Annotated in this window: 24 protein-coding genes; 16 read left to right on the top strand and 8 right to left on the bottom strand. The window is 46.4% G+C overall.

Annotated features, from left to right (window positions below; all coding sequences use genetic code 11):
- The first annotated feature begins 9 nt into the window (after nucleotides 1-9).
- From astA to R7O13_RS22495, 3 genes are all read left to right on the top strand, one after another.
- Entirely contained in the window at nucleotides 10-1,029 is a 1,020-nt protein-coding gene (astA, locus tag R7O13_RS22505; protein ID WP_005381422.1) for an arginine N-succinyltransferase, read from the top strand.
- A 28-nt stretch (nucleotides 1,030-1,057) separates the two neighbouring features.
- Entirely contained in the window at nucleotides 1,058-2,515 is a 1,458-nt protein-coding gene (gene astD, locus R7O13_RS22500) for a succinylglutamate-semialdehyde dehydrogenase (RefSeq protein WP_025768787.1), read from the top strand.
- A gap of 248 nt (nucleotides 2,516-2,763) precedes the next feature.
- Entirely contained in the window at nucleotides 2,764-3,555 is a 792-nt protein-coding gene (locus R7O13_RS22495) for a DUF1338 domain-containing protein (protein WP_318304732.1), read from the top strand.
- 136 nt (nucleotides 3,556-3,691) lie between these two features.
- Here the strand turns inward: R7O13_RS22495 and crp are convergent, their stop codons facing one another.
- The 6 genes from crp to R7O13_RS22465 all read right to left on the bottom strand — a co-directional run bounded on the left by crp (nucleotide 3,692) and on the right by R7O13_RS22465 (nucleotide 9,305).
- Nucleotides 3,692-4,324 (bottom strand): cAMP-activated global transcriptional regulator CRP, encoded by a 633-nt coding sequence (gene crp / locus R7O13_RS22490; RefSeq protein WP_005381432.1) that lies wholly within the window; start codon nucleotides 4,322-4,324, stop codon nucleotides 3,692-3,694.
- 240 nt (nucleotides 4,325-4,564) lie between these two features.
- A complete protein-coding gene (locus R7O13_RS22485) occupies nucleotides 4,565-5,434 on the bottom strand; it encodes a phosphoribulokinase (RefSeq protein WP_005381434.1) in 870 nt (289 codons plus the stop codon).
- A 125-nt stretch (nucleotides 5,435-5,559) separates the two neighbouring features.
- The gene (locus R7O13_RS22480; protein WP_005382815.1) at nucleotides 5,560-5,772 is read right to left on the bottom strand and encodes a YheU family protein; all 213 of its coding nucleotides are present in this window, start codon (nucleotides 5,770-5,772) and stop codon (nucleotides 5,560-5,562) included.
- A 33-nt stretch (nucleotides 5,773-5,805) separates the two neighbouring features.
- Entirely contained in the window at nucleotides 5,806-6,813 is a 1,008-nt protein-coding gene (locus tag R7O13_RS22475; RefSeq protein ID WP_318304730.1) for a hydrolase, read from the bottom strand.
- Between the two features lie 87 nt (nucleotides 6,814-6,900).
- On the bottom strand, nucleotides 6,901-7,389 hold the full coding sequence (locus R7O13_RS22470; protein ID WP_005382813.1) for a TIGR02444 family protein: 489 nt from the start codon (nucleotides 7,387-7,389) through the stop codon (nucleotides 6,901-6,903).
- Nucleotides 7,386-9,305, bottom strand: a complete 1,920-nt coding sequence (locus R7O13_RS22465; protein WP_053307381.1) for an ABC transporter ATP-binding protein — start codon at nucleotides 9,303-9,305, stop codon at nucleotides 7,386-7,388. The genes R7O13_RS22470 and R7O13_RS22465 overlap by 4 nt, the downstream gene beginning before the upstream one ends.
- A 209-nt stretch (nucleotides 9,306-9,514) precedes the next feature.
- Here R7O13_RS22465 and kefG point away from each other — a divergent pair, with 209 nt between their 5' ends.
- The 5 genes from kefG to R7O13_RS22440 all read left to right on the top strand — a co-directional run bounded on the left by kefG (nucleotide 9,515) and on the right by R7O13_RS22440 (nucleotide 13,839).
- Nucleotides 9,515-10,108 (top strand): glutathione-regulated potassium-efflux system ancillary protein KefG, encoded by a 594-nt coding sequence (gene kefG / locus R7O13_RS22460; protein WP_005381444.1) that lies wholly within the window; start codon nucleotides 9,515-9,517, stop codon nucleotides 10,106-10,108.
- The gene (gene kefB / locus R7O13_RS22455; RefSeq protein ID WP_017633740.1) at nucleotides 10,092-11,888 is read left to right on the top strand and encodes a glutathione-regulated potassium-efflux system protein KefB; all 1,797 of its coding nucleotides are present in this window, start codon (nucleotides 10,092-10,094) and stop codon (nucleotides 11,886-11,888) included. Before kefG ends, kefB begins: the two co-directional genes overlap by 17 nt.
- Nucleotides 11,889-11,921: 33 nt before the next feature.
- A complete protein-coding gene (locus R7O13_RS22450) occupies nucleotides 11,922-12,122 on the top strand; it encodes a YheV family putative zinc ribbon protein (protein WP_005381449.1) in 201 nt (66 codons plus the stop codon).
- A 92-nt stretch (nucleotides 12,123-12,214) separates the two neighbouring features.
- A complete protein-coding gene (slyD, locus tag R7O13_RS22445; RefSeq protein WP_005381451.1) occupies nucleotides 12,215-12,766 on the top strand; it encodes a peptidylprolyl isomerase in 552 nt (183 codons plus the stop codon).
- A gap of 131 nt (nucleotides 12,767-12,897) precedes the next feature.
- The gene (locus tag R7O13_RS22440; RefSeq protein ID WP_031812779.1) at nucleotides 12,898-13,839 is read left to right on the top strand and encodes an isoaspartyl peptidase/L-asparaginase family protein; all 942 of its coding nucleotides are present in this window, start codon (nucleotides 12,898-12,900) and stop codon (nucleotides 13,837-13,839) included.
- Nucleotides 13,840-13,922: 83 nt separating this feature from the next.
- Here the strand turns inward: R7O13_RS22440 and R7O13_RS22435 are convergent, their stop codons facing one another.
- Entirely contained in the window at nucleotides 13,923-14,150 is a 228-nt protein-coding gene (locus tag R7O13_RS22435) for a SlyX family protein (RefSeq protein WP_005381455.1), read from the bottom strand.
- Nucleotides 14,147-15,133, bottom strand: coding sequence for a WD40 repeat domain-containing protein (locus R7O13_RS22430; protein ID WP_017633742.1), 987 nt, complete (start codon nucleotides 15,131-15,133; stop codon nucleotides 14,147-14,149). Before R7O13_RS22430 ends, R7O13_RS22435 begins: the two co-directional genes overlap by 4 nt.
- A gap of 128 nt (nucleotides 15,134-15,261) precedes the next feature.
- Between R7O13_RS22430 and fkpA the strand changes: the two genes are divergently transcribed.
- The 8 genes from fkpA to fusA all read left to right on the top strand — a co-directional run bounded on the left by fkpA (nucleotide 15,262) and on the right by fusA (nucleotide 21,237).
- Nucleotides 15,262-16,044 (top strand): FKBP-type peptidyl-prolyl cis-trans isomerase, encoded by a 783-nt coding sequence (gene fkpA / locus R7O13_RS22425; RefSeq protein ID WP_017821751.1) that lies wholly within the window; start codon nucleotides 15,262-15,264, stop codon nucleotides 16,042-16,044.
- A 143-nt stretch (nucleotides 16,045-16,187) separates the two neighbouring features.
- A complete protein-coding gene (locus R7O13_RS22420) occupies nucleotides 16,188-16,910 on the top strand; it encodes a transcriptional regulator (RefSeq protein WP_005382804.1) in 723 nt (240 codons plus the stop codon).
- Nucleotides 16,907-17,302 carry a sulfurtransferase complex subunit TusD gene (tusD, locus tag R7O13_RS22415; protein WP_017821752.1) on the top strand — a complete coding sequence of 132 codons (396 nt, stop codon included), beginning with the start codon at nucleotides 16,907-16,909 and terminating at the stop codon, nucleotides 17,300-17,302. The genes R7O13_RS22420 and tusD overlap by 4 nt, the downstream gene beginning before the upstream one ends.
- The gene (gene tusC / locus R7O13_RS22410; protein ID WP_206958490.1) at nucleotides 17,299-17,655 is read left to right on the top strand and encodes a sulfurtransferase complex subunit TusC; all 357 of its coding nucleotides are present in this window, start codon (nucleotides 17,299-17,301) and stop codon (nucleotides 17,653-17,655) included. Before tusD ends, tusC begins: the two co-directional genes overlap by 4 nt.
- A 7-nt stretch (nucleotides 17,656-17,662) precedes the next feature.
- Nucleotides 17,663-17,938 carry a sulfurtransferase complex subunit TusB gene (tusB, locus tag R7O13_RS22405; RefSeq protein WP_005382799.1) on the top strand — a complete coding sequence of 92 codons (276 nt, stop codon included), beginning with the start codon at nucleotides 17,663-17,665 and terminating at the stop codon, nucleotides 17,936-17,938.
- A gap of 177 nt (nucleotides 17,939-18,115) precedes the next feature.
- Entirely contained in the window at nucleotides 18,116-18,490 is a 375-nt protein-coding gene (gene rpsL / locus R7O13_RS22400; protein WP_004399892.1) for a 30S ribosomal protein S12, read from the top strand.
- A 101-nt stretch (nucleotides 18,491-18,591) separates the two neighbouring features.
- Nucleotides 18,592-19,062: a 30S ribosomal protein S7 gene (rpsG, locus tag R7O13_RS22395; protein ID WP_005382796.1), complete on the top strand. Its 471-nt coding sequence runs from the start codon at nucleotides 18,592-18,594 to the stop codon at nucleotides 19,060-19,062.
- Between the two features lie 75 nt (nucleotides 19,063-19,137).
- Nucleotides 19,138-21,237 carry an elongation factor G gene (gene fusA, locus R7O13_RS22390; RefSeq protein WP_005382794.1) on the top strand — a complete coding sequence of 700 codons (2,100 nt, stop codon included), beginning with the start codon at nucleotides 19,138-19,140 and terminating at the stop codon, nucleotides 21,235-21,237.
- The last annotated feature ends 231 nt before the right edge of the window (nucleotides 21,238-21,468 follow it).

Genomic DNA, 21,468 nt, shown 5'->3' with positions numbered 1-21,468 from the left:
GGAGTATTGATGCTAGTAGTTCGCCCTATCGCGATGTCGGATTACGACGCACTGCACACTTGTGCGGTGGAGTCTGGTCACGGATTTACATCTCTACCGGTTAACGAAGAACTGTTAACCAATCGAATCAAACATTCAGAGTACAGCTTTGGTAAGCCAGATGTGGCAGAACCAGGCGATGAAGGCTACCTGATGGTTGGCTTTGACTCTGAAACGGGTGAGGTTGCGGGTACCACCGGAATCGAAGCATCTATCGGCTGGGATGTCCCATTTTACTCATATCACATTAGTAAAGTTGTGCACTCGTCGCCAAAGCTTGGCGTTAACAACGTCGTTAAACTGCTTACTTTTGGTAATAACTACACGGGTAACAGCGAAATTTGTACCTTGTTCTTGCGTGAGAAATTCCGCCAAGGTCTGAATGGTCGTCTAATGTCGAAGTGTCGTTTCCTAATGATGGCAGAGCACCCAGAGCGCTTCTCTGAAACGATCTTTGCGGAGATGCGTGGCGTTTCAGACGACGAGGGTAATTCACCATTCTGGCAATGGCTTCAAGAGCATTTCTTCTCTATCGATTTCACTCTTGCAGATTACCTGACAGGTATCGGCAAGAAAGGCTTTATCGCCGACTTGATGCCGAAACTGCCTATTTACATCAATCTGCTCAGCCCAGAAGCGCAAGCCGTGATTGGTCAAGTACATGACAACACGCGTCCAGCGCTGAAGCTGCTTGAGCGTGAAGGTTTTACCAACCGAGGCTACGTCGACATCTTCGACGGTGGCCCAACGGTTGAGTGTGATCTGCGTAATATTGAGTCGGTACGTCATTCATTCCGCGCGCAAGTCAAAATCTCTGAACATTCCAGCACACAAGACTTCTTGATGTGTAATTCATCTTTCGAGAACTTCCGTGCGACAGTCACTAAAGCGGCGTATGACGCAGAAACACAAAGCGTGATGATTGCACCAGACGTTGCGGATGCACTTTCGGTTGAAGAAGGGGATTTCGTCCGCCTTCTTCCGCAGTAACAGACGACAGAATTTAAGGATAGAAACAATGACACATTGGATTGCAGGTGAATGGGTACAAGGTCAGGGTGAAGCATTTACGTCTCTGTCGCCGTACAACCAAGAAGTGATCTGGCAAGGCAAAGGTGCAACGGCAGAGCAGGTGAACCAGGCGGTATCTGCAGCGCGTGAAGCGTTTATTGACTGGAAAAAGCGCCCATTTTCAGAGCGTGAGGCAATCGTGTTGGCTTTTGCGGAGAAAGTAAAAGAGAACAGCGAAAAAATCGCCGAAGTCATTGCCAAAGAAACTGGTAAGCCAATTTGGGAAACGCGCACTGAAGCAGCGGCAATGGCAGGTAAAATTGCCATTTCGATTCGCGCTTATCATGACCGCACTGGTGAGGCGAGCCGTGAAGCAGCAGGCAACCAAATCGTATTGCGCCACCGCCCATTGGGCGTGATGGCGGTGTTTGGTCCTTACAACTTCCCAGGCCACCTACCAAATGGTCACATTGTGCCTGCGCTACTGGCTGGTAACACGGTAGTCTTCAAACCGTCTGAGCAAACGCCATGGACGGGTGAATTGGCAATGAAGCTATGGGAAGAAGCCGGTCTGCCGAAAGGCGTGATTAACCTTGTTCAAGGCGCGAAAGAAACTGGTATCGCGCTCGCTGACGCAAAAGGCATCGATGGCGTACTGTTTACGGGTAGCGCAAATACGGGGCATGTATTACACCGTCAATTTGCGGGTCAACCGGGCAAGATGCTCGCACTAGAAATGGGTGGTAATAACCCGATGGTGATCTCTGATAAATATGGTGATTTGGATGCCACGGTTTACACCATCATCCAGTCAGCGTTTATCAGTGCTGGGCAGCGTTGTACGTGTGCTCGTCGTTTGTATGTGCCATTGGGTGAAAAAGGCGATGCGCTTATCACCAAACTCGTTGAAGCGACACGCAATATTCGCGTAGACCAACCATTTGCAGAACCTGCGCCATTTATGGGACCGCAAATTTCGGTCGCGGCAGCCAAGTTTATTCTTGATGCACAAGCTAATCTACAGTCTCTTGGCGGTGAAAGCTTGATTGAAGCGAAAGCAGGAGAGGCGGCGTTTGTTTCTCCAGGCATCATTGATGTAACGAACATTGCTGAGTTACCAGATGAAGAGTACTTCGGCCCACTTCTGCAAGTGGTGCGCTACGAAGGATTAGACAAAGCCGTGGCGCTAGCAAACGATACGCGCTTTGGCTTATCTGCTGGTTTGGTTTCAACCGACGACCAAGAATGGGAATACTTCGTTGACCACATTCGTGCAGGAATCGTGAACCGTAACCGCCAGCTTACTGGGGCAAGCGGTGATGCGCCATTTGGTGGTCCGGGGGCGTCGGGTAACTTGCGCCCAAGCGCTTACTACGCAGCAGATTACTGTGCGTACCCAATGGCATCAATGGAAGGTCAAGAAACTGTCTTGCCTGCAACATTGAGTCCAGGTGTAGTGCTATAAGTTTTAATAATAGAGTCGCAACTATGCATTGCGGCTCACCTTGCCGGCGCATCATTTAGGTATGGGTTGTAGTGATCGTTGGCAGAACACGAAAAGTGAGCAAAGACTCGGAAAAGCGTGTTGACTGACTGGCATTTACCGTCACAGGTTGATGGTTGCTCGTTCATTATTCTGGACAACTTTTGTTGTGAACGAGCAGCCAACTTCCGCTTACCTTTAAACTCTACATCTCGTAACAAGGAGTCGTTATGACGCCCGATGTGTTATTTGAATCGCTATGGCAAGATTACATTCAACGTCTTTGCCCTTCGGCGGCTAAAGTGCATCAGCTGCTTCAAGAAGATGAGCCTCTGATTAATGATCATATAGCTTTACGTACCTTCAATATCGCGCCTCTTGGTATTGAAACTCTAGCTAAGCCATTTGTAGCTATTGGTTACAAGGCGTGTGGTGATTACGTTTTCGAAAGCAAAAAGCTGGTTGCTAAGCACTATGAGCACCCAGATCCGAAGCAACCTAAAGTATTTATTAGTGAGCTAAAAGTTGAAGAGTGCTCGCCTGAGCTACAAGAGATTGTGAAAAATTTGGTGGCACAAATCGATGCTGACAAGCTGAAAGATAGCGCATTCTTACATGGTGGGCGCTTGTGGGATTTAAGCTTTGCTGATTACCAAACGTTGGCTAAAGAAAGTGAGTACGCATCTTGGCTTGCGGCGCATGGTTACGGAGCAAACCACTTCACGGTGAGCGTTAACCAGCTCAATGAATATGAAGAAGTGAAGCAGGTAAACGATCATCTGCGTACCGCTGGGTTTACCATTAATGAAAATGGTGGTGAAGTGAAGGGCACTCCTGAGGTGTTGCTAGAGCAGTCATCGACCATGGCAGATAAAGTAGCGGTTCGTTTTAGCGAAGGCACTGAAATTATCCCTGGCGGGTTTTATGAATTTGCTAAGCGCTATCCGATGGAAAATGGTGATTTGTACCCAGGTTTCGTGGCCGCTTCAGCTGACAAAATCTTTGAAAGTACGAATGGCTAAGTTTTAGGGTTAACCTGTTAAGCTTACTCATTAGTGTTCGCTGCACCCTATCTCATTTGGTCATGAGTAAATAAAAAGCCACCAATGTTGCCATTGGTGGCTTTTATAATTTTGTTCGTGTCACTCTAGTTCGAGATTAACGAGTACCGTAAACCACGATGGTTTTACCGTGAGCAGAGATTAGGTTCTGCTCTTCTAGCATCTTCAAGATACGACCTACTGTCTCACGAGAACAGCCAACAATTTGACCGATTTCTTGACGAGTGATCTTGATTTGCATGCCGTCTGGGTGAGTCATTGCGTCTGGTTGTTTTGCAAGGTTCAGAAGCGTCTGAGCGATACGACCAGTTACGTCTAGGAACGCCAGGTCACCCACTTTTTGGCTAGTTACTTGAAGACGACGAGCCATCTGCGCAGAAAGACGCATTAGGATGTCTGGGTTTACTTGGATAAGCTGACGGAACTTCTTGAAAGAAATTTCAGCAACTTCACAAGGAGATTTAGCACGAACCCAAGCTGTGCGCTCTTGGTCTTCCTCGAATAGACCAAGTTCACCAATAAAGTCTCCTTGGTTTAGGTAAGAAAGGATCATCTCCTTACCTTCTTCGTCTTTGATAAGAACCGCAACAGAACCTTTAACGATGTAGTACAAAGTTTCTGCCTTTTCGCCCGCGTGAATTAGCGTGCTCTTTGAAGGGTACTTATGAATATGACAGTGTGAAAGAAACCACTCTAATGTTGGGTCGGTTTGAGGTTTACCTAGAACCATAATATCTCACTTCCTCTGCAGGGTACGCTTGCGCTATCCATATTTTAGCTAAGCCTGAATTAGGCCTACTAGAATAAGAGCACTTTTTATATGCTGCAAGCTCTCTTGTGTTTCGGTAAGAAATAGTATCCTTTTTCGAAAACGATTTCTTGATTTTAATCGTGCCATGATTGAGATTTTGTAAGCAAAACTGTGCACATGATCACGGTATGAAAAGTAAACATCTTCGCAGGCAGGTTTTTAGCCAATTTTCCCTGTTTCGATGAGCTGTTGTAGGATAGGCCGAACTATGAGCTCCATTGCAAAGCTCATCTTACCGCCGGGTACGACAATCGTGTTGTGGCGTGACATGAATGAGCCATCAATCATGGCCAGCAGATATGGGAAGTCGACATTCTTGATACCGCGTAGGCGAATCACCACAAAACTCTCATCCAAACTAGGGATGCCTTTTGCATTAAGTGGGTTGGAAGTATCAACGGTCGGTACGCGCTGGAAGTTGATGTGAGTACGAGAAAACTGCGGAGTGATATAGTTGAGGTAATCGTCCATGGATCGCACGATTGAGTCCATTACCGCTTCACGCGAATGGCCGCGATCGCGAGTGTCACGTACGAATTTTTGTATCCACTCTAAGTTCACAATCGGCACCATGCCGATTAAGAAATCCACATGTTGAGCAACATTAACATCGCCATCGACCACGCCACCATGTAACCCTTCATAAAACAGCACGTCGCTGTTTTCGGGTAAGTCTTGCCACGGTGTAAACGTGCCTGGCATTTGATTGTAGGGAACCGCTTCGTCAAACGTGTGCAGATAACGGCGCACGCTGCCAGTGCCGTCATGCCCGAACTTACGGAAAAACTCTTCTAATCCCGGGAAGTCATTAGCTTGTGGGCCAAAGTAGCTAATGTGTCGACCTTGCTCGCGGGCTTTGCGAATTTCGATGTCCATTTCTGGGCGAGTAAAGCGATGGAAGCTATCGCCTTCAACCCATGCGGGTTTAACGTTCATCATATTGAACATTTTACGGAAGGCTTCAGATGTAGTGGTCGTGCCGGCACCGGACGAACCAGTAACCGCAATAATTGGGTGTTTAGCTGACATGACAAACCTTGTCGAAAATTACTTACCTGTAATGTGCAGTAGAGTTACTACTGCACGGTCGATATCCCACTATAGCACGTAACAATACCTTGTCATCGAGTGGGATACGGTAAAATGTGAAGGGTCTAAAATTTTGTTTTATGTTGAATATCGACGGTTTCGTGTAGCTCAGAGAACACGATAACCGCTTCACCTTTTTCCAATTGAGCTTTAACTTGATCAATTTTGTCTTGCAAAGAAACCTCGACGGTTCCGTAATCCGTTCCTTCGCGTAAGACGAATTCACGAATTAAGTTTTCCAATGTTTCCGGCGCAATGTCTTGCCATGGAATGATCATAAATACCTCTAACTTTTATGATGAGCGGCTAGTTTACTGCGTTCGTTGCTTGGATACAGCAGAAAGGTAATCTGCGGCGATACTTTCGTAATACCCGGGCAGCGCTTCCTCCAACCAAAACTTAGGTTTTAACGCCGTTCCTGTTAGGAAGCCAACATGGCCACCGTGTTCAAAGAGACGGTAATCAATGTTATCTGGCAAAACAAACTTCGGTATCACATCATCGGTCATGAACGGATCGTCTTTGGCATGGATGATCAGTGTGGGTAGCGTGATTTGCTGTAGTTTACTTAAGCCAGAACATTGATCGTAATAATCTTGTGCGTCTTTAAAACCGTGCAGTGGTGCCGTGATCAAATCATCGAATTCATACAATCTTGTGACACGTTTTATTGAGTTGTAGGACAGCGCAAGCTCGCCGTGCAATAGATGATGCTTTTGTAACGCGTTACGTTTCAGTGAAGAAAGCAGATAACGGCGATACACTTTCGAAAAGCCTTGTTCAATACGGTTCGCACACGCCGCTAGGTCTAAAGGCGCTGAGATAATAGTCGCTGCATTCAAAATAGGGTGGTCTTTATATTGGGCTAAATAATTCGCCAACATGTTACCGCCAAGAGAAATACCAACTGCAACTTTGGGATTATCAGGAAAACGTTGTTCAAGGTGCTCTAGGAAGTAACGAGCATCCGTCACTTCACCCGAGTGGTAAGCTCGTGCTTTTTTGTTTGGTTTACCGCTGCAGCCACGAAAATGCATCATCACCGACAGCCATCCAGATTGAGCAAATGCATTCATTAGCCCATTGGCATAAGGGCTATAGAAGCACCCCTCTAACCCATGAAATAAAACAAAAATCGGCTTTTTTTGTGCAGGCTCTTGGGTTGGGTCCTCGCTCCACGCGAGATCGAGAAAGTCGCCATCGGATGTATCGAGGGTTTGCCAAATCGGCGTAAACAACGCTTTTTTGCGAATAAAACGCGGCAAAAGCGTTTGGAGATGCGGGTTTTTGATCCCGGCGGCTGCGAAAAATTGTGTCATACCTAACTGCTCTTATGCGGTCCTTCGGTGTCCGTTGAAGAACTTATTAATATAATCCTTTATAAAGATTATAGGTATTCTACAGATTTATGGGCGTTTTGGTGGTTGAATGTTTGGCACCGGCATAGCAAAGGCTTGCTGCAAATGCTCCCCACCGAGTTGACGACAGTATCTCAACGTCAGTGGGTCACCATCATTTTTGAGTAGTGCAAGTGAGTTAATGCAGTCCACCAAATCCGCTTGTTGCTGCTTTTCTAGTTGCAGCTCAAACTGCAAGGTCTCACGATACAAAGCGTCATTGACTTGAGACTTAAGGTGGCGACGAAGGTCGCGAAAGGAGTGAAGTAAAGTTTCGCTTCTACCTAGACAGTCTTGCACCAAGGGCCAGTCTTTTTCTTGGAAAATGAGTTGCTGCTCATCGAGCCATCTGAGCAGCAGGAGTAGGTTCACGTTACCGTGGTAGTTGTTTTGCAATGATAAGCACGCCTCTTTCACTTCTCGCACACCATAAAACTGCAGACTAAACTGCCAAAGGTGTTCTAGGGTGAGTGTGTATTCAGCGTGTTGATTACTCATTGATTAAACTCTAGCTCCATCTGCTCCAACGTTTCTTGAGCAGACATCCATTCCATTTCAATTTCTTCGAGCTCAGCCTTACTAGAAGCTTGAAGTGCCAGCACTTGGTTAAGTTTAGCTTTATTTTCGGCCGCATACAGTGAGTTGTCCGCCAATTGTTCTTCAGCTTCGGCCAGTGCAGCACCTAACTTATCCATTTTATTTTCTAGTTGTGTCAGCGTTTTGCGAATTGGCGCAGTCTGCTTACGAAATTCTGCATCGCGACGTTTTTGCTCTTTTTTCGCTGCCGCGCTGTTGGCGCTATCTTTGGCTGGCTGTGCGGCTTGTGCTTCTTTGCGTTCCGCTCTTTGTTGCTCGGTTAACCACTTGTAGTAGTCGTTTAAGTCACCATCGAACGGCGCAACTTGACGATCATGCACCAAGTACAAGTCATCGGTTGTAGCACGCAATAGGTAACGGTCGTGCGAAACAATCACCATTGCACCTTCGAACGTTTGCAGTGCCATCGTCAATGCTTGGCGCATGTCCAAGTCTAAGTGGTTGGTCGGTTCATCAAGTAGCAACAGGTTTGGCTTTTGCCACACAATTAAAGCCAATACCAAACGGGCTTTTTCGCCACCAGAAAACGGCGCAACTTTTTCTAGTGCTTTGTCACCTTGGAAGCCAAAGCTACCTAGGTAATCACGTAGCTGCTGTTCGGTTTGATCGGGTGCGATTTGCATCATGTGTTGCAGCGGCGTTTCTTCAGGGTGAAGCGTTTCTAACTGGTGCTGAGCGAAGTAACCAATTTTCACGCCTTGTGAGTAAGTTAGGTCACCACCTTGCGCGTTAAGTTCACCAGAGAGCAGCTTGATTAAGGTCGATTTACCCGCACCATTACGGCCGAGTAGACCAATACGACTGCCAGGAACCAAGTTCAAGCGGATCTTCTCTAAGATGAGGTTGTCACCGTAACCTGCAGATACTTCATCCATCATCATGATTGGGTTTGGCAGCGCAGCTGGCTCACGGAATTGAAAGCTAAATGGGTTATCGAATTGAGCTGGCAGTACTTTTTCCATGCGCTCCAAAGCTTTGATACGGCTTTGGGCTTGGCGTGCTTTTGATGCTTTATAACGGAAGCGGTCGATGTAGCTTTGCATGTGCGACATCTGCTTCTGTTGCTTTTCAAACATCGCTTGTTGTAACACCATCTTTTGTGCGCGTTGGTTTTCGAATGACGAGTAGTTACCCGTGTATTCGTTCAGCTGCTGATTCTCGATGTGAATGATGCGACCAACAATTGGATCAAGGAAGTCTCGGTCGTGCGAGATCAGAATCAGCGTGCCAGGGTAGTTTTGTAGCCAACGCTCTAACCACATTACCGCGTCCAAATCCAAGTGGTTGGTTGGTTCGTCGAGTAGCAGTAGATCAGAACGACACAATAGCGCTTGAGCCAAGTTAAGACGCATACGCCAACCACCCGAGAATTGGGTCAAACTCCAACTCATTTGCTCTTGGCTGAACCCTAAACCATCGAGCAGTTCTGCCGCGCGAGCGCGAATGCTGTAACCACCAATGGTTTCAATTTTACCGTGTATCTCGGCAACTAGGGTTCCGTTGTCCTGCGTTTCTGCTTCTGCTAACTGCTTTTCGAGAGCGCGGTATTCGCGATCACCATCAATGACGTATTCCAGTGCAGTGCGCTCTAGCGCAGGCGTTTCCTGTGCGACCCAGGCCAACTCCCAGTGTTGAGGCTGGCTAAATGAGCCAGCATCAATTGACAGTTCATCTTTCAGTAGGGCAAACAGCGTTGATTTACCGCAGCCGTTTTTGCCCACAAGACCGACTTTATCGCCAGGGTGAATAGTCGCAGAAGCTTGGTCTAAAAGAGGTTTACCGCCACGCAGTAACTGAATATCAGAGAAGGTAATCATAAAGTTTTCATTCACTTTGCGCAGTGCGCGTTGCTTGGTTACATAGCGAAGTGGTTTCAATCGTTTTTAAAGCCACTTGGGTATATATCTAGCGGTGAATAGTAGGGGTATTGGCCGGAAAAGTCGATTGATTCGCTTTAATTGCATTATGCTGTACAAAAAAGTATAACAATTTGATAACGGATAAAAATAACCACAAGGACGACCATTTGGCTGTTGCACCGTCTATTCTCCCAAAAGTTCTGGTCATTTATGCTCATCCAGAGCCACATAACTCGATTGCCAATCAAGTGATGATAAAAAAAGCTCAGTCGCTTGATCACGTCACTGTGCACGATCTTTACGGTGTTTACCCTGATTTCTTTATTGATGTGAATTACGAACATGAGTTGTTGCTCGCTCACGATGTGATTGTATTTCACCACCCACTTTATATGTATTCATGTCCAGCCCTATTAAAAGAGTGGCTAGACCGAGTGTTAGGTAAAGGCTTTGCGTTTGGCGGAGGTGCGGCGCTAGAAGGAAAATACTGGCGCAGTGTCATTACAACAGGTGGTAAAGAAGAAGCCTTCAGCGCGAAGGGGTACAACAAATACCCACTTGAGCAAATCTTGCAACCGTTTGAACTGACGGCAGCCCTATGCCAAATGCACTGGATTGAACCTCTGGTGTTGTATTGGTCAAGAAATGTTTCGGATATTGAACGCTACGAACATGCTGAGTTATACCGTGGATGGCTGAGTAACCCACTTGAAAACTGGCAAGCGGCAGATCGAGGAGGTCAGTATGGCGATCACCAGTGAGTTTCTTCAAAGCAGTGTGGTCTTTCTTTCGGCTGCGGTTATTGCGGTGCCGATTGCTCAGCGGCTTGGGCTTGGCTCGGTTTTAGGTTATTTACTCGCTGGTGTGTTGATTGGCCCATGGGGGCTTGGCTTAATTAGCGACGTTGATGCCATTTTGCATTTTGCCGAGCTTGGGGTTGTGTTGTTACTGTTTTTGATAGGGCTGGAATTAAACCCTAAAAAATTGTGGCAGATGCGAGGGCCGATTTTAGGTTTAGGCGGTGCGCAGGTTGTGGTCACGACCGCCGTGATTGGTAGTGTCGTCAGTATGTTTGGCGTAAGCATGCAAGTGAGTTTAGTGATCGGGATGGGGTTGGCGCTGTCCTCGACGGCGATTGCACTTAAAGTCATTGAAGAGCAAGGGCTTAATGGTACCGAAACGGGGCAATCTGGTTTTGCGGTGCTGCTCTTTCAAGATATTGCAGTGATCCCGATGCTGGCGATGTTGCCCTTGCTAGCAGGCGGGCATAGTGGTGGAAGTTGGTTGGATGTCTTCACTATTTTAGGCAGTGTGGTAGCACTGTTGATTGGAGGTCACTTTTTACTACGTCCGTTATTTCGTTTTGTCGTGATGAGTGGTGTTCGTGAGCTCTTTACCGTTGCTGCACTTTTAGTCGTGCTTGGCATTTCGGTCGTGATGCAAAAGCTCGGCCTTTCGATGGCATTGGGGACTTTTTTAGCAGGCGTTTTGCTGGCAGAGAGTGAGTATCGCCATGAGTTGGAAATCGCTATCGAGCCATTTAAAGGTCTGTTGTTGGGGTTATTCTTTATTGCGGTGGGCATGGCGGTAAACTTGGGGTTATTGGCATTACATCCTTTAGAGATTCTCGGTGCGGTGGTGGCTTTGGTCGTGGTTAAGGGTTTGGTTTTGTATGCATTGGCGAGAGCTGCCCGTGTCGGAGCCAAAGCGAGAAGCCGTATGGCTGCAATTTTGAGCCAAGGCGGTGAGTTTGCCTTTGTCATATTTACCGCGGCGAGCCAAGAGGGCATTTTGTCCAAAGAGCAAGTGGCGTTTCTGTTGGTGGTGGTCAGTCTATCCATGGTGACGACTCCTCTTTTGCTGATGGGACAAAAGAAGTGGTTTGCTCATACCCTGAATCAAGAAGAAGAGGGCATGACCACGAAAGTCGTGGATCGCCGACCACGCGTTATCATTGCAGGCTTTGGACGTTTCGGTCAGATCGTCGGACGTTTAATGTATGCGAATAAAATCAAAGTGACAGTATTAGAAAGTGATGCCAGCCAAATCCACCTATTACGTAAGTATGGTTACAAAGTGTTTTATGGCGATGCTACACAAATTGACCTATTGAGGGCTGCTGGCGCTGATAAAGCGGAAGCATTGATTATTTGTACTGATTCACCTGATGAGGTGATGGCCATCGTGGACATTTGTCGCGTGCACTTCCCGAAACTTAAGTTGTTAGCCCGAGCAAGAAGCCGTGTCGAGGCTTACCAGTTAATGAGTCATGGTGTAGAGAATTACTCTCGTGAAACATTTTTAGGGGCGCTAGATCTCGGTCGCCAAGCGCTCGTAGAACTGGGTATGCATCCTTATCAAGCAAAGCGGGCAGAAGCACATTTTCGCAAGTTGGATAATGCTATGCTTAAGGACTTATTGCCTCAACACAATGAAGATAAGAAATTAGCTCAAAGGGCGAAAGAGGCACGCAAAGAGCTAGAAGAAATATTTGGTCGTGAAATGGAGAGCGACCATCAGTCACCTAATCATTGGAAGTAGTACTTGAGCCAAGACTCAAGCTAAGGAAATAGCGTGAAAATCAAGAAACGTTTTATTGCCGGCGCTAGCTGCCCAAATTGCAGCCAGCAAGATACCCTGCGCTGGTGGATTGAAAATAACATCGAGTTAGTTGAGTGTGTCGAGTGTGAGTTTACAGAGCAGCGCAAACCACAATCTGTAGAGAAAAATAAACACTCAGATCAGGAAATGATCGGAATTTTTAAGCCGGAGTAATTGAACTTCGATAATTGATCCCCATAATACACCCAGATATCTCAGTACTTAACCCCATTCAGGTTAAGTCAATTAATCTCCCTGGAGTTAGTATGAAAATTGAAAAGAACGTTGTTGCAAGCCTTGCATACAAAGTAATGATGGAAGACGGTGTCGTTGTTGATCAATCAACAGCAGAAGCACCTCTAGATTACCTTCACGGTCACAACAACCTAATCACAGGTCTTGAAAAAGAACTTGAAGGTAAAGTGGCTGGCGACAAGTTCTCAGTAACGGTAGCTCCTGAAGAAGCTTACGGTGAGCACAACGATGCGCTAGTACAGCGCGTTCCTGCGGACGTATTCCAAGGCGTTGAGCAAATCGAAGTTGGCATGCGCTTCCTAGCTGACACTGACCAAGGTCCAATCCCTGTTGAAGTAACAGAAGTTGACGGCAACGAAGTGGTTGTTGACGGTAACCATATGTTAGCTGGTCAAACACTAACTTTCGAAGTAGAAGTTATGTCTACACGTGAAGCAACAGCAGAAGAGATCGAACACGGTCACATCCACCAAGGTGGTGGCTGTTGTGGTGGTCACGATCATGACCACGATCACGAAGAAGAAGGCGGCTGCTGTGGCGGCGGTAGCTGTGGTTCTCACTAATCATAAGCTCCTTCACTAGATAATCTTATCTAGCAAAGCTTTGAAAAGCGCAAGTTGAGTTTTCAACTTGCGCTTTTTGTTTATCTAAGGTGTAGTGCCAACCATACAAGGAATAACAGTTGGACAAAGTGATGACGAAACCTTTCTCGATTGCCATTCATGGTGGTGCGGGCACCATCTTGCGTGAACAGATGAGCGATGAGCTGCAACAATCCATCTTGGCGGATTTAGAAGCTGCGGTAAAAGCGGGACATCAAATTCTAGACACGGGCGGTGAAGCCTTAGATGCCGTCGTAGCGGCAGTGAAAGTATTGGAAGACTCTCCTAACTTTAATGCGGGTAAAGGCTCAGTGCTGACCAACAACGAAATGGTTGAAATGGACGCTTCTGTGATGGATGGGCGAAACCTTGCAGCAGGCGCGGTCGCTGGGGTTCGTCATATCAGAAACCCAATTGAGCTCGCTCGTGACGTGATGCGAAACAGCAATCATGTGCTGTTGGTGGGTGAGGGCGCAGAGAAGTTTGCTTTTGAGCAAGGCCATGAGTATACCGAGCAAGATTACTTCTTTACTGATCGCCGTTATGAGCAGTTGCTGTCTATGCGTGAGAAAGGACTGTTTGCTTTGTCGGAATCTCGTTACCCAGATGACCGTAAGCACGGTACGGTTGGTGCGGTAGCGTTAGATCAACAAGGCAACTTAGCCGCTGCCACCAGTACGGGTGGCGTGACGAATAAGAAATACAACCGAGTCGGAGATTCGGCTCTTATTGGTTGTGGTACGGTGGCCGAAAATGGCGTCGTGGCAGTTTCCACTACGGGTGTCGGCGAGTTCTTTATTCGTAAACGTGTTGCGGAAGACGTTGCAGCACGTATGCGTTACTTACAAGAAGATATTCATACGGCTTGTGAACACATTATCCAAGGTGATCTCAAACAGATGGGCGGAGAGGGCGGTTTGATTGCCATTGATGCTAAAGGTGAGATGCACTTTGCGATGAACAGTTCTGGCATGTACCGAGCAGGCATTAATACGCAAGGCGAGCTGAGCGTTAAAATCTACGCCGACGAATAGCTTCCTCTTGAGTACCTTCTTAAGTAATTAATACAACAAAGCCCAGAACATGTTCTGGGCTTTATGCTATTTGAGCCTGCATTTTAATAATGCGGTGGTGGGGTTTCTTCTGACGGATCGGCTAAATTCGACGAGTCCATATTTTTTACTTTACCTACCACATATTTCATCTGATCGAGCATCTTGGTAATTTGCAGTTGTTGCTGCGATAAAGCGCCGTTCAGATCTTCAATAGTCTGTTCTTGGAACGCAAGCTGACATTCTAAGTCATTAATGCGTGCTTCCAATTGCTGAATGATTTTTTCTGTCATGATCCGTTCTCTAACTGCCAAGCTTGGGCAATACCTGCTGAAGTAGCAGTAATTACGCGTTGTTTTGAATCAAAGGCTGCATCATACACGACCGCACGGGGAGGGCGAGTGTCTTTTTTGGGCTCCACTTCAAATCCACTCATTCGTTTTCCGGTTTGAGTATCCCATATCGACACACGGCCAGAAGGGCTTCCTGTGACTAGTTGAGTCCCGTCGTCAGAAAATCGTGCGGTAGAGAAAATTAATTGGCGTGACCAACTGCTCAACTGTGTGACTTCTTGTCCAGTTTTTAAATTCCAAACAATCGCTTGGTTTCCGCCATCAGATGTCATTGCTAATTTTCCATCTCTTTGCAGGGCCACGCGAACAATTCGTTGTTCATGTTCGAAGGTTCGTAGTACTTGTCCGGTTTCGGTATCCCACAGATACGCTTTATAGTCATTACCTCCGGTTAGGGCGAAGCGCCCATTAGGAGAAATGGCCACGGAATTGACTTTTTCACGATGCGCAAGGAACTCCATGCGACGCCCGGTGACTAAGTTGACATAAATTGCTTTACCGTTGGATAACCCAAGCAGAACTTGTTCACCATTACTGGTGATATCAACGTCGCGAATGAGCGCATCAGAGATAGACCAAAGGCCTTCGGATTGCGTCCAGCCTAGGTCCCAAACTGCGAAGTTCATTTGGCTTGCTGTAATTGCGTAGCGACCATTGTCAGATATGCGGATATGGGAAACCACATTGGCATCGGCATCGAGTTCACCCAGATTGGCTAGTTGTTCATTTTGCTCTAGGTCCCACAACATCAAATGACGTTGTTGAGAATAGAGCAGAGCAAACCGTCCATCTCTGCTAAGTGCGAAGCTCGTCGCACCTTGAGGTTCTATCGGCCAACGCTGCACTTCACGCTCGGCGAAAAAGCAACCATTTAACGTGGTGATGACAATTAAATATAGGAATAAATGAAAAATTCTTTGCATCACATCTAATAATCCGGTTTGTGTCTTAAGACATATAGCTAGTATATTGGTATAACGATTGTCTTCACTAGTCTCATAGAAGATTTGTGCACAACAACCAATGGCAGAGCCATTATTGGGAGAATTTAATGAAATCAGTTTTAAAAGTGTCGCTACTTGCTGCAACAGTTATGCTAGCGGTAGGTTGTCAGAAAGAAGAAACTAAAACAGAAACCGCACCTCAAGCAGAACAAGTTCAAGCAGAAACCGGTAAAGCGGTTCACTTTAAAACCGACGACGACAAAGCGGCATACGCAATCGGTGTTTCATTTGCTAACTACCTAAGCACAAGCATCGACAAGCCAAGCGAAATCGGCATTAATCTTAACAAAGATTTGGTACTAAAAGGTATCGAAGACGTCTTCAAAGGCAATGCTGAATTGAATGAAGAAGAAACACGTGCAGCACTAGAATCTCTAGACAAGCGTGTTGCAGAAAAGATGCAAGCACAAGCGGCTGAGAAAGCAGCTGAAGCGAAAAAAGCTGGCGATGATTTCCGTGCTGAGTTTGAGAAGCAAGAAGGCGTAGTGAAGACAGATACAGGTCTTCTATACCAAGTAATGACACCAGCTGAAGGTGAGAAGCCAAAAGACACTGATACGGTTCAAGTACACTACAAAGGTACTCTGATCGACGGTACTCAGTTTGACAGCTCCTACGATCGTGGTGAGCCTGCAACGTTCCCACTTAACCGTGTAATCCCAGGTTGGACAGAGGGTGTTCAGCTAATGCCTGTGGGTTCTAAATTCAAATTCGTTATCCCGCCAGAGCTAGCATACGGTGACCAAGACACACCAAGCATTCCTGCTAACTCAACGCTAGTATTTGAAGTTGAGCTGCTAAAAGTTGAGAACGACAACGCAGAGCAATAACAATAAGCTGCGATAAGTTATTGAAAAAGGTCCGTTTAACGGGCCTTTTTTGTTCTAGGTCACTAGTTGGTGAGTTTGCTAGGTTGCTTTTCAAATTTTCTGATAAACTTACACCAATTTGTTGATTTTTCGCTCGAAGGCTTATGACAACTACAGAAACAATAAACGCGGAGATGTTGCTCGAAATGGAATCCGTTAACGTGATGCCGTTTACCGAGCACGACAAAATCATTTTAAGATCTTATGAGGCGGTGGTTGATGGTATCGCCAGCCTGATAGGTCCATTTTGTGAAATCGTTCTTCACTCTCTAGAAGACTTAAATACCTCTGCAATTAAAATCGCTAACGGTGAAAATACGGGGCGCCAAGTCGGCTCACCAATCACTGATTTAGCGCTTAAGATGCTAAAAGACATCGAAGGCTCGGAGCGCAACTTCTCACGTTCGTACTTTACCCGTGCAAAAGGTGGCGTGTTGATGAAGTCGATTACTGTCGCCATTCGTAATGGCGAAAATCGCGTGATTGGTTTGTTGTGTATCAACGTCAACTTGGATGCGCCTTTCTCGCAAGTTCTTCAGTCTTTCATGCCGACGCAAGAAGCGAAAGAAGCGGCTTCCTCGGTCAACTTTGCTAGTGACGTAGAAGAGCTGGTGGACCAAACTGTTGAACGCACCATCGAAGAGATCAATGCGGATAAATCCGTGTCTAACAACACCAAAAATCGCCAGATCGTGATGGAGTTGTACGACAAAGGTATCTTCGATATAAAAGATGCCATCAACCGTGTTGCGGATCGCCTTAATATTTCAAAACACACCGTTTACTTGTACATTCGTCAACGTAAAACCGAGGATGATGAAAGGTGAGCAAACTGACTTACACGTTAGTGGTGAATGGTCCCGTTTATGGCAGCCAGTCAGCGCGCAGTGCTTATCAGTTCGCCAAAGCGGTGATAGAGCAAGGCCATCAGCTAGTGAGCGTCTTCTTTTATCAAGATGGTGTGACTAATGGTACTGCTTTGAGTGTGCCAGCTAACGATGAATTTGATCTCAATAAGGCGTGGCAGTCTTTGGCTAAAGAGCATGGTGTTCGCCTAGAAACTTGTGTCGCGGCCGCTTTGCGTCGCGGGATTGTAAGTGAAGAAGAAGCGAATCAACATGGTTTGGTTCAGAACAATCTAGCCGATGGTTTTGAACAAGCAGGCTTAGGTAGCCTAGCTGAAGCGATGTTAACCCAAGACAGAGTGGTACAGTTTTGAGTCAGTTAACTTATCTATTTCGTAGTGCGCCACATGGCAGTGCAGCTGGTCGTGAAGGTGTGGATGCACTGTTAGCCGCGTCGGCTTACTGTGAAGATATCAGCGTCATTTTCATGGGTGACGGGGTATACCAGCTTCTACTCGGACAAGACCCCAACAATATTTTGAGTAAAGATTACGCGCCGATGTTAAAGCTTTTCGATTTATACGACATCGAACAAGTCTTTGTGTGTTCAGAGTCGTTAACCCAGCGAGGTTTGGCGCAAGCGGATTTAGTCATTGAAGCCCAAGCGTTAAGCTCAGAACAGCTCAAAGATAAGGTACAACACGCTGGCAAGCTACTGTCTTTTTGAGGAAGTTATGTTACACATCATAAAAACAGTCTCTGCTCTAGAAGACGCCATGCCTTTATGCAGTGAACAGGATGACATCTTACTTATAGAAGATGCAGTGTACGCTGCTAACTCGCAACATAAAGCATTTTCCCATCTAAAAAACCGCAGCGTATTTGTATTAGAGAGCGATGCGCAAGCTCGCGGTATTGCAAATCGTATCAGTCCATCGCTGACGATTGTGAATTACTCAGGCTTCGTTGAACTAACAGCAAAACAGGATAAATCCCTAACTTGGGATTGAACAAGATTTGCTGTCGACAAAGCTTTACGGATGAATTGTTCTAATTGAACAAAAAAGATCCGTATATTTCTTGACACACCTCTCACTGCTGCATAGAATTTTGCGTCCCTAACTGCATTGGCAGTTGGGGATAGATTTTTCACAAAGCTTACTTTCAAGTAAATCAGGAGCTAGTTAATGGCAACTATTAACCAGTTGGTACGTAAGCCACGTGCAAAGCAAGTTGTTAAAAGCAACGTGCCTGCACTAGAAGCGTGCCCACAAAAACGTGGTGTATGTACTCGTGTTTACACTACTACACCTAAAAAACCTAACTCAGCACTTCGTAAAGTTTGTCGTGTACGTCTGACAAACGGCTTCGAAGTTACATCGTACATCGGCGGTGAAGGTCACAACCTTCAAGAGCACTCAGTTGTTCTAATCCGTGGTGGTCGTGTTAAAGACCTTCCAGGTGTGCGTTACCACACTGTTCGCGGCGCACTAGACTGTGCTGGCGTAAATGACCGTAAACAAGGTCGTTCTAAGTACGGTGTGAAGCGTCCTAAGTCTTAATGGATTCCGTTAAGTAAGGCCAAACACTAAATTATTTTTAATTTTTTGAAAAAACTGAAAAGTTTTGGATAAAACCTGAAGAAGACAACGGAGATAAATCCATGCCACGTCGTCGCGTCATTGGTCAGCGTAAGATCCTTCCAGATCCAAAATTCAAATCTGAATTGCTGGCAAAATTCGTTAACATCCTAATGGTTGACGGTAAAAAATCTACTGCAGAGAAAATCGTTTACACTGCACTAGATGCTATGGCTGAAAAGTCTGGTAAAGACCACTTAGCTATTTTTGAAGAAGCTCTTGAAAACGTTCGCCCAGCGGTAGAGGTTAAATCTCGCCGTGTTGGTGGTTCAACTTACCAAGTACCTGTAGAAGTACGTCCGGTTCGCCGTAACGCACTTGCTATGCGTTGGTTGGTTGAAGCTGCGCGCAAGCGTGGTGAAAAATCTATGGCTCAACGCCTAGCTGCTGAAATGCTAGACGCGTCTGAGAACAAAGGTACTGCGGTTAAGAAACGTGAAGACGTTCACCGCATGGCTGACGCAAACAAAGCGTTCGCTCATTACCGTTGGTAATACCTTCTGTGCTGCGAGGTTCTCTCGCAGCACTTTTCTATACTCTAAGGTACACCTTAGTAAGAGGATACAATCGTGGCTCGTAAAACTCCTATTGAGCTATACCGTAATATCGGTATCTGTGCTCACGTAGATGCAGGAAAAACAACCACAACTGAGCGTATTCTGTTCTACACTGGCCTTTCTCACAAAATCGGCGAAGTTCACGATGGTGCAGCAACCATGGACTGGATGGAGCAGGAGCAGGAGCGTGGTATCACTATCACATCCGCTGCGACTACTACATTCTGGCGTGGTATGGAAGCACAGTTCCCTGAGCATCGCGTAAACATCATTGATACCCCTGGACACGTTGACTTTACTATCGAAGTAGAGCGTTCTCTTCGTGTACTTGATGGTGCTGTGGTTGTGTTCTGTGGCTCATCTGGTGTTGAACCTCAGTCTGAAACTGTATGGCGTCAAGCAGACAAATACCACGTCCCACGTTTGGTATTTGTAAACAAGATGGACCGTGCGGGCGCAGACTTCCTACGCGTTGTGAACCAAATTAAGAATCGTCTTGGTGCGACTCCTGTTCCAATCCAGCTGAACGTTGGTGCGGAAGATGAGTTCAGAGGTGTCATCGACCTTATCAAGATGAAAATGATCAACTGGAATGATGCCGATCAAGGCACTTCGTTTACTTACGAAGACATCCCGGCTGACATGATTGAACTTGCTGAAGAGTGGCGCAACCACATGGTTGAATCCGCTGCTGAAGCTAGCGAAGAGCTGATGGACAAGTACCTTGAAGAAGGTGAATTGACTGAAGCTGAGCTCAAACAAGCTCTACGTACTCGCACACTAAATAACGAAATCGTACTGGCTACTTGTGGTAGTGCGTTCAAGAACAAAGGTGTTCAAGCGGTACTGGATGCAGTAGTTGAGTTCTTGCCATCGCCTGTTGACGTACCTGCAATTAAAGGTGTCGACGAAAGAGAAAATGAAGTTGAGCGTCATGCTGACGACAACGAACCTTTCTCAGCGCTAGCGTTTAAGATTGCGACTGACCCATTCGTGGGCACGCTAACTTTCATGCGTGTTTACTCCGGTGTTGTAAACTCGGGTGACGCTGTTTACAACTCAGTAAAAGAGAAGAAAGAGCGTTTCGGTCGTATCGTTCAGATGCATGCGAATAAGCGTGAAGAAGTGAAAGAAGTTCGCGCTGGTGATATTGCAGCTGCTATCGGTCTGAAAGACGTAACAACAGGTGACACACTGTGTGATCAGAACCACAAAGTGATTCTAGAGCGCATGGAGTTCCCTGAACCAGTTATTCAGATTGCTGTAGAGCCTCGTTCTAAGGCAGACCAAGAGAAAATGGCTATCGCGCTAGGTAAACTAGCAGCGGAAGATCCATCATTCCGCGTGGAAACGGACGACGAATCAGGTCAGACTCTGATCTCCGGTATGGGTGAACTTCACCTAGACATTATCGTTGATCGTATGAAGCGTGAATTCAGCGTTGATTGTAACGTTGGTAAACCTCAGGTTGCTTACCGTGAAACCATTCGTGGTAAAGCGGAAGTTGAAGGTAAGTTTGTTCGTCAATCAGGTGGTCGTGGTCAATACGGTCATGTTTGGGTCAAACTTGAGCCTTCTGAGCCTGGTGAAGGTTTCGTATTCGTAGACGAAATCGTGGGCGGTGTGATTCCTAAGGAATACATCAGTTCGGTATCGAAAGGTATCGAAGAGCAAATGAATAGTGGTGTTCTAGCGGGTTACCCTGTACTAGATATTAAAGCTACACTATTTGATGGTTCTTACCACGATGTAGACTCAAGCGAGATGGCGTTTAAGATCGCTGGCTCGATGGCATTCAAGAAAGGTGCACTAGAAGCACAACCTGTGATTCTAGAACCTATGATGAATGTCGAAGTAACCACTCCGGAAGACTGGATGGGTGACGTTGTTGGTGACCTAAACCGTCGTCGCGGTATCATTGAAGGCATGGACGAAGGTGTGGCTGGTCTTAAGATCATCCGTGCTCAAGTACCACTATCCGAAATGTTCGGTTACGCAACTGATCTACGTTCTGCAACTCAAGGCCGTGCGTCTTACTCTATGGAGTTTCACGAGTACGCTGAAGTGCCGAAAAACTTCGCAGATAAAATTATTGCAGAGCGTGGTTACTAATTGACGATTGAACTGCAAAAAGTTTACGACTTTTTGCGAGATCAGGGCGTCCAAATATTGCGCTAACGGGCGTTGGCGCATAAAATAACAATTTCTGGCGCGTCGTCGATCAATAATGATCACGACGAATCATAACTAGGAAGGAACACGATCGTGTCTAAAGAAAAATTTGAACGTACGAAACCGCACGTTAACGTTGGTACTATCGGCCACGTTGACCACGGTAAAACA

This window comes from Vibrio sp. Y176 (assembly GCF_033438945.1).
Note: the sequence above shows the minus strand (reverse complement) of the source record. Positions and strands in the feature narration are given on the sequence as shown.

Bases quoted from the DNA above. Each gene is read 5' to 3' on its own strand.
- R7O13_RS22435 (WP_005381455.1), bottom strand. From the start codon at position 14,150: ATGACAGAAAAAATCATTCAGCAATTGGAAGCACGCATTAATGACTTA.
- R7O13_RS22485 (WP_005381434.1), bottom strand. From the start codon at position 5,434: ATGTCAGCTAAACACCCAATTATTGCGGTTACTGGTTCGTCCGGTGCC.
- fkpA (WP_017821751.1), top strand. From the start codon at position 15,262: ATGAAATCAGTTTTAAAAGTGTCGCTACTTGCTGCAACAGTTATGCTA.
- astD (WP_025768787.1), top strand. From the start codon at position 1,058: ATGACACATTGGATTGCAGGTGAATGGGTACAAGGTCAGGGTGAAGCA.
- R7O13_RS22475 (WP_318304730.1), bottom strand. From the start codon at position 6,813: ATGACACAATTTTTCGCAGCCGCCGGGATCAAAAACCCGCATCTCCAA.
- R7O13_RS22430 (WP_017633742.1), bottom strand. From the start codon at position 15,133: ATGCAAAGAATTTTTCATTTATTCCTATATTTAATTGTCATCACCACG.
- kefB (WP_017633740.1), top strand. From the start codon at position 10,092: ATGGCGATCACCAGTGAGTTTCTTCAAAGCAGTGTGGTCTTTCTTTCG.
- rpsG (WP_005382796.1), top strand. From the start codon at position 18,592: ATGCCACGTCGTCGCGTCATTGGTCAGCGTAAGATCCTTCCAGATCCA.
- R7O13_RS22440 (WP_031812779.1), top strand. From the start codon at position 12,898: ATGACGAAACCTTTCTCGATTGCCATTCATGGTGGTGCGGGCACCATC.
- R7O13_RS22465 (WP_053307381.1), bottom strand. From the start codon at position 9,305: ATGATTACCTTCTCTGATATTCAGTTACTGCGTGGCGGTAAACCTCTT.
- crp (WP_005381432.1), bottom strand. From the start codon at position 4,324: ATGGTTCTAGGTAAACCTCAAACCGACCCAACATTAGAGTGGTTTCTT.
- R7O13_RS22420 (WP_005382804.1), top strand. From the start codon at position 16,188: ATGACAACTACAGAAACAATAAACGCGGAGATGTTGCTCGAAATGGAA.
- R7O13_RS22495 (WP_318304732.1), top strand. From the start codon at position 2,764: ATGACGCCCGATGTGTTATTTGAATCGCTATGGCAAGATTACATTCAA.
- slyD (WP_005381451.1), top strand. From the start codon at position 12,215: ATGAAAATTGAAAAGAACGTTGTTGCAAGCCTTGCATACAAAGTAATG.
- astA (WP_005381422.1), top strand. From the start codon at position 10: ATGCTAGTAGTTCGCCCTATCGCGATGTCGGATTACGACGCACTGCAC.
- rpsL (WP_004399892.1), top strand. From the start codon at position 18,116: ATGGCAACTATTAACCAGTTGGTACGTAAGCCACGTGCAAAGCAAGTT.
- tusB (WP_005382799.1), top strand. From the start codon at position 17,663: ATGTTACACATCATAAAAACAGTCTCTGCTCTAGAAGACGCCATGCCT.
- R7O13_RS22480 (WP_005382815.1), bottom strand. From the start codon at position 5,772: ATGATCATTCCATGGCAAGACATTGCGCCGGAAACATTGGAAAACTTA.
- R7O13_RS22470 (WP_005382813.1), bottom strand. From the start codon at position 7,389: ATGAGTAATCAACACGCTGAATACACACTCACCCTAGAACACCTTTGG.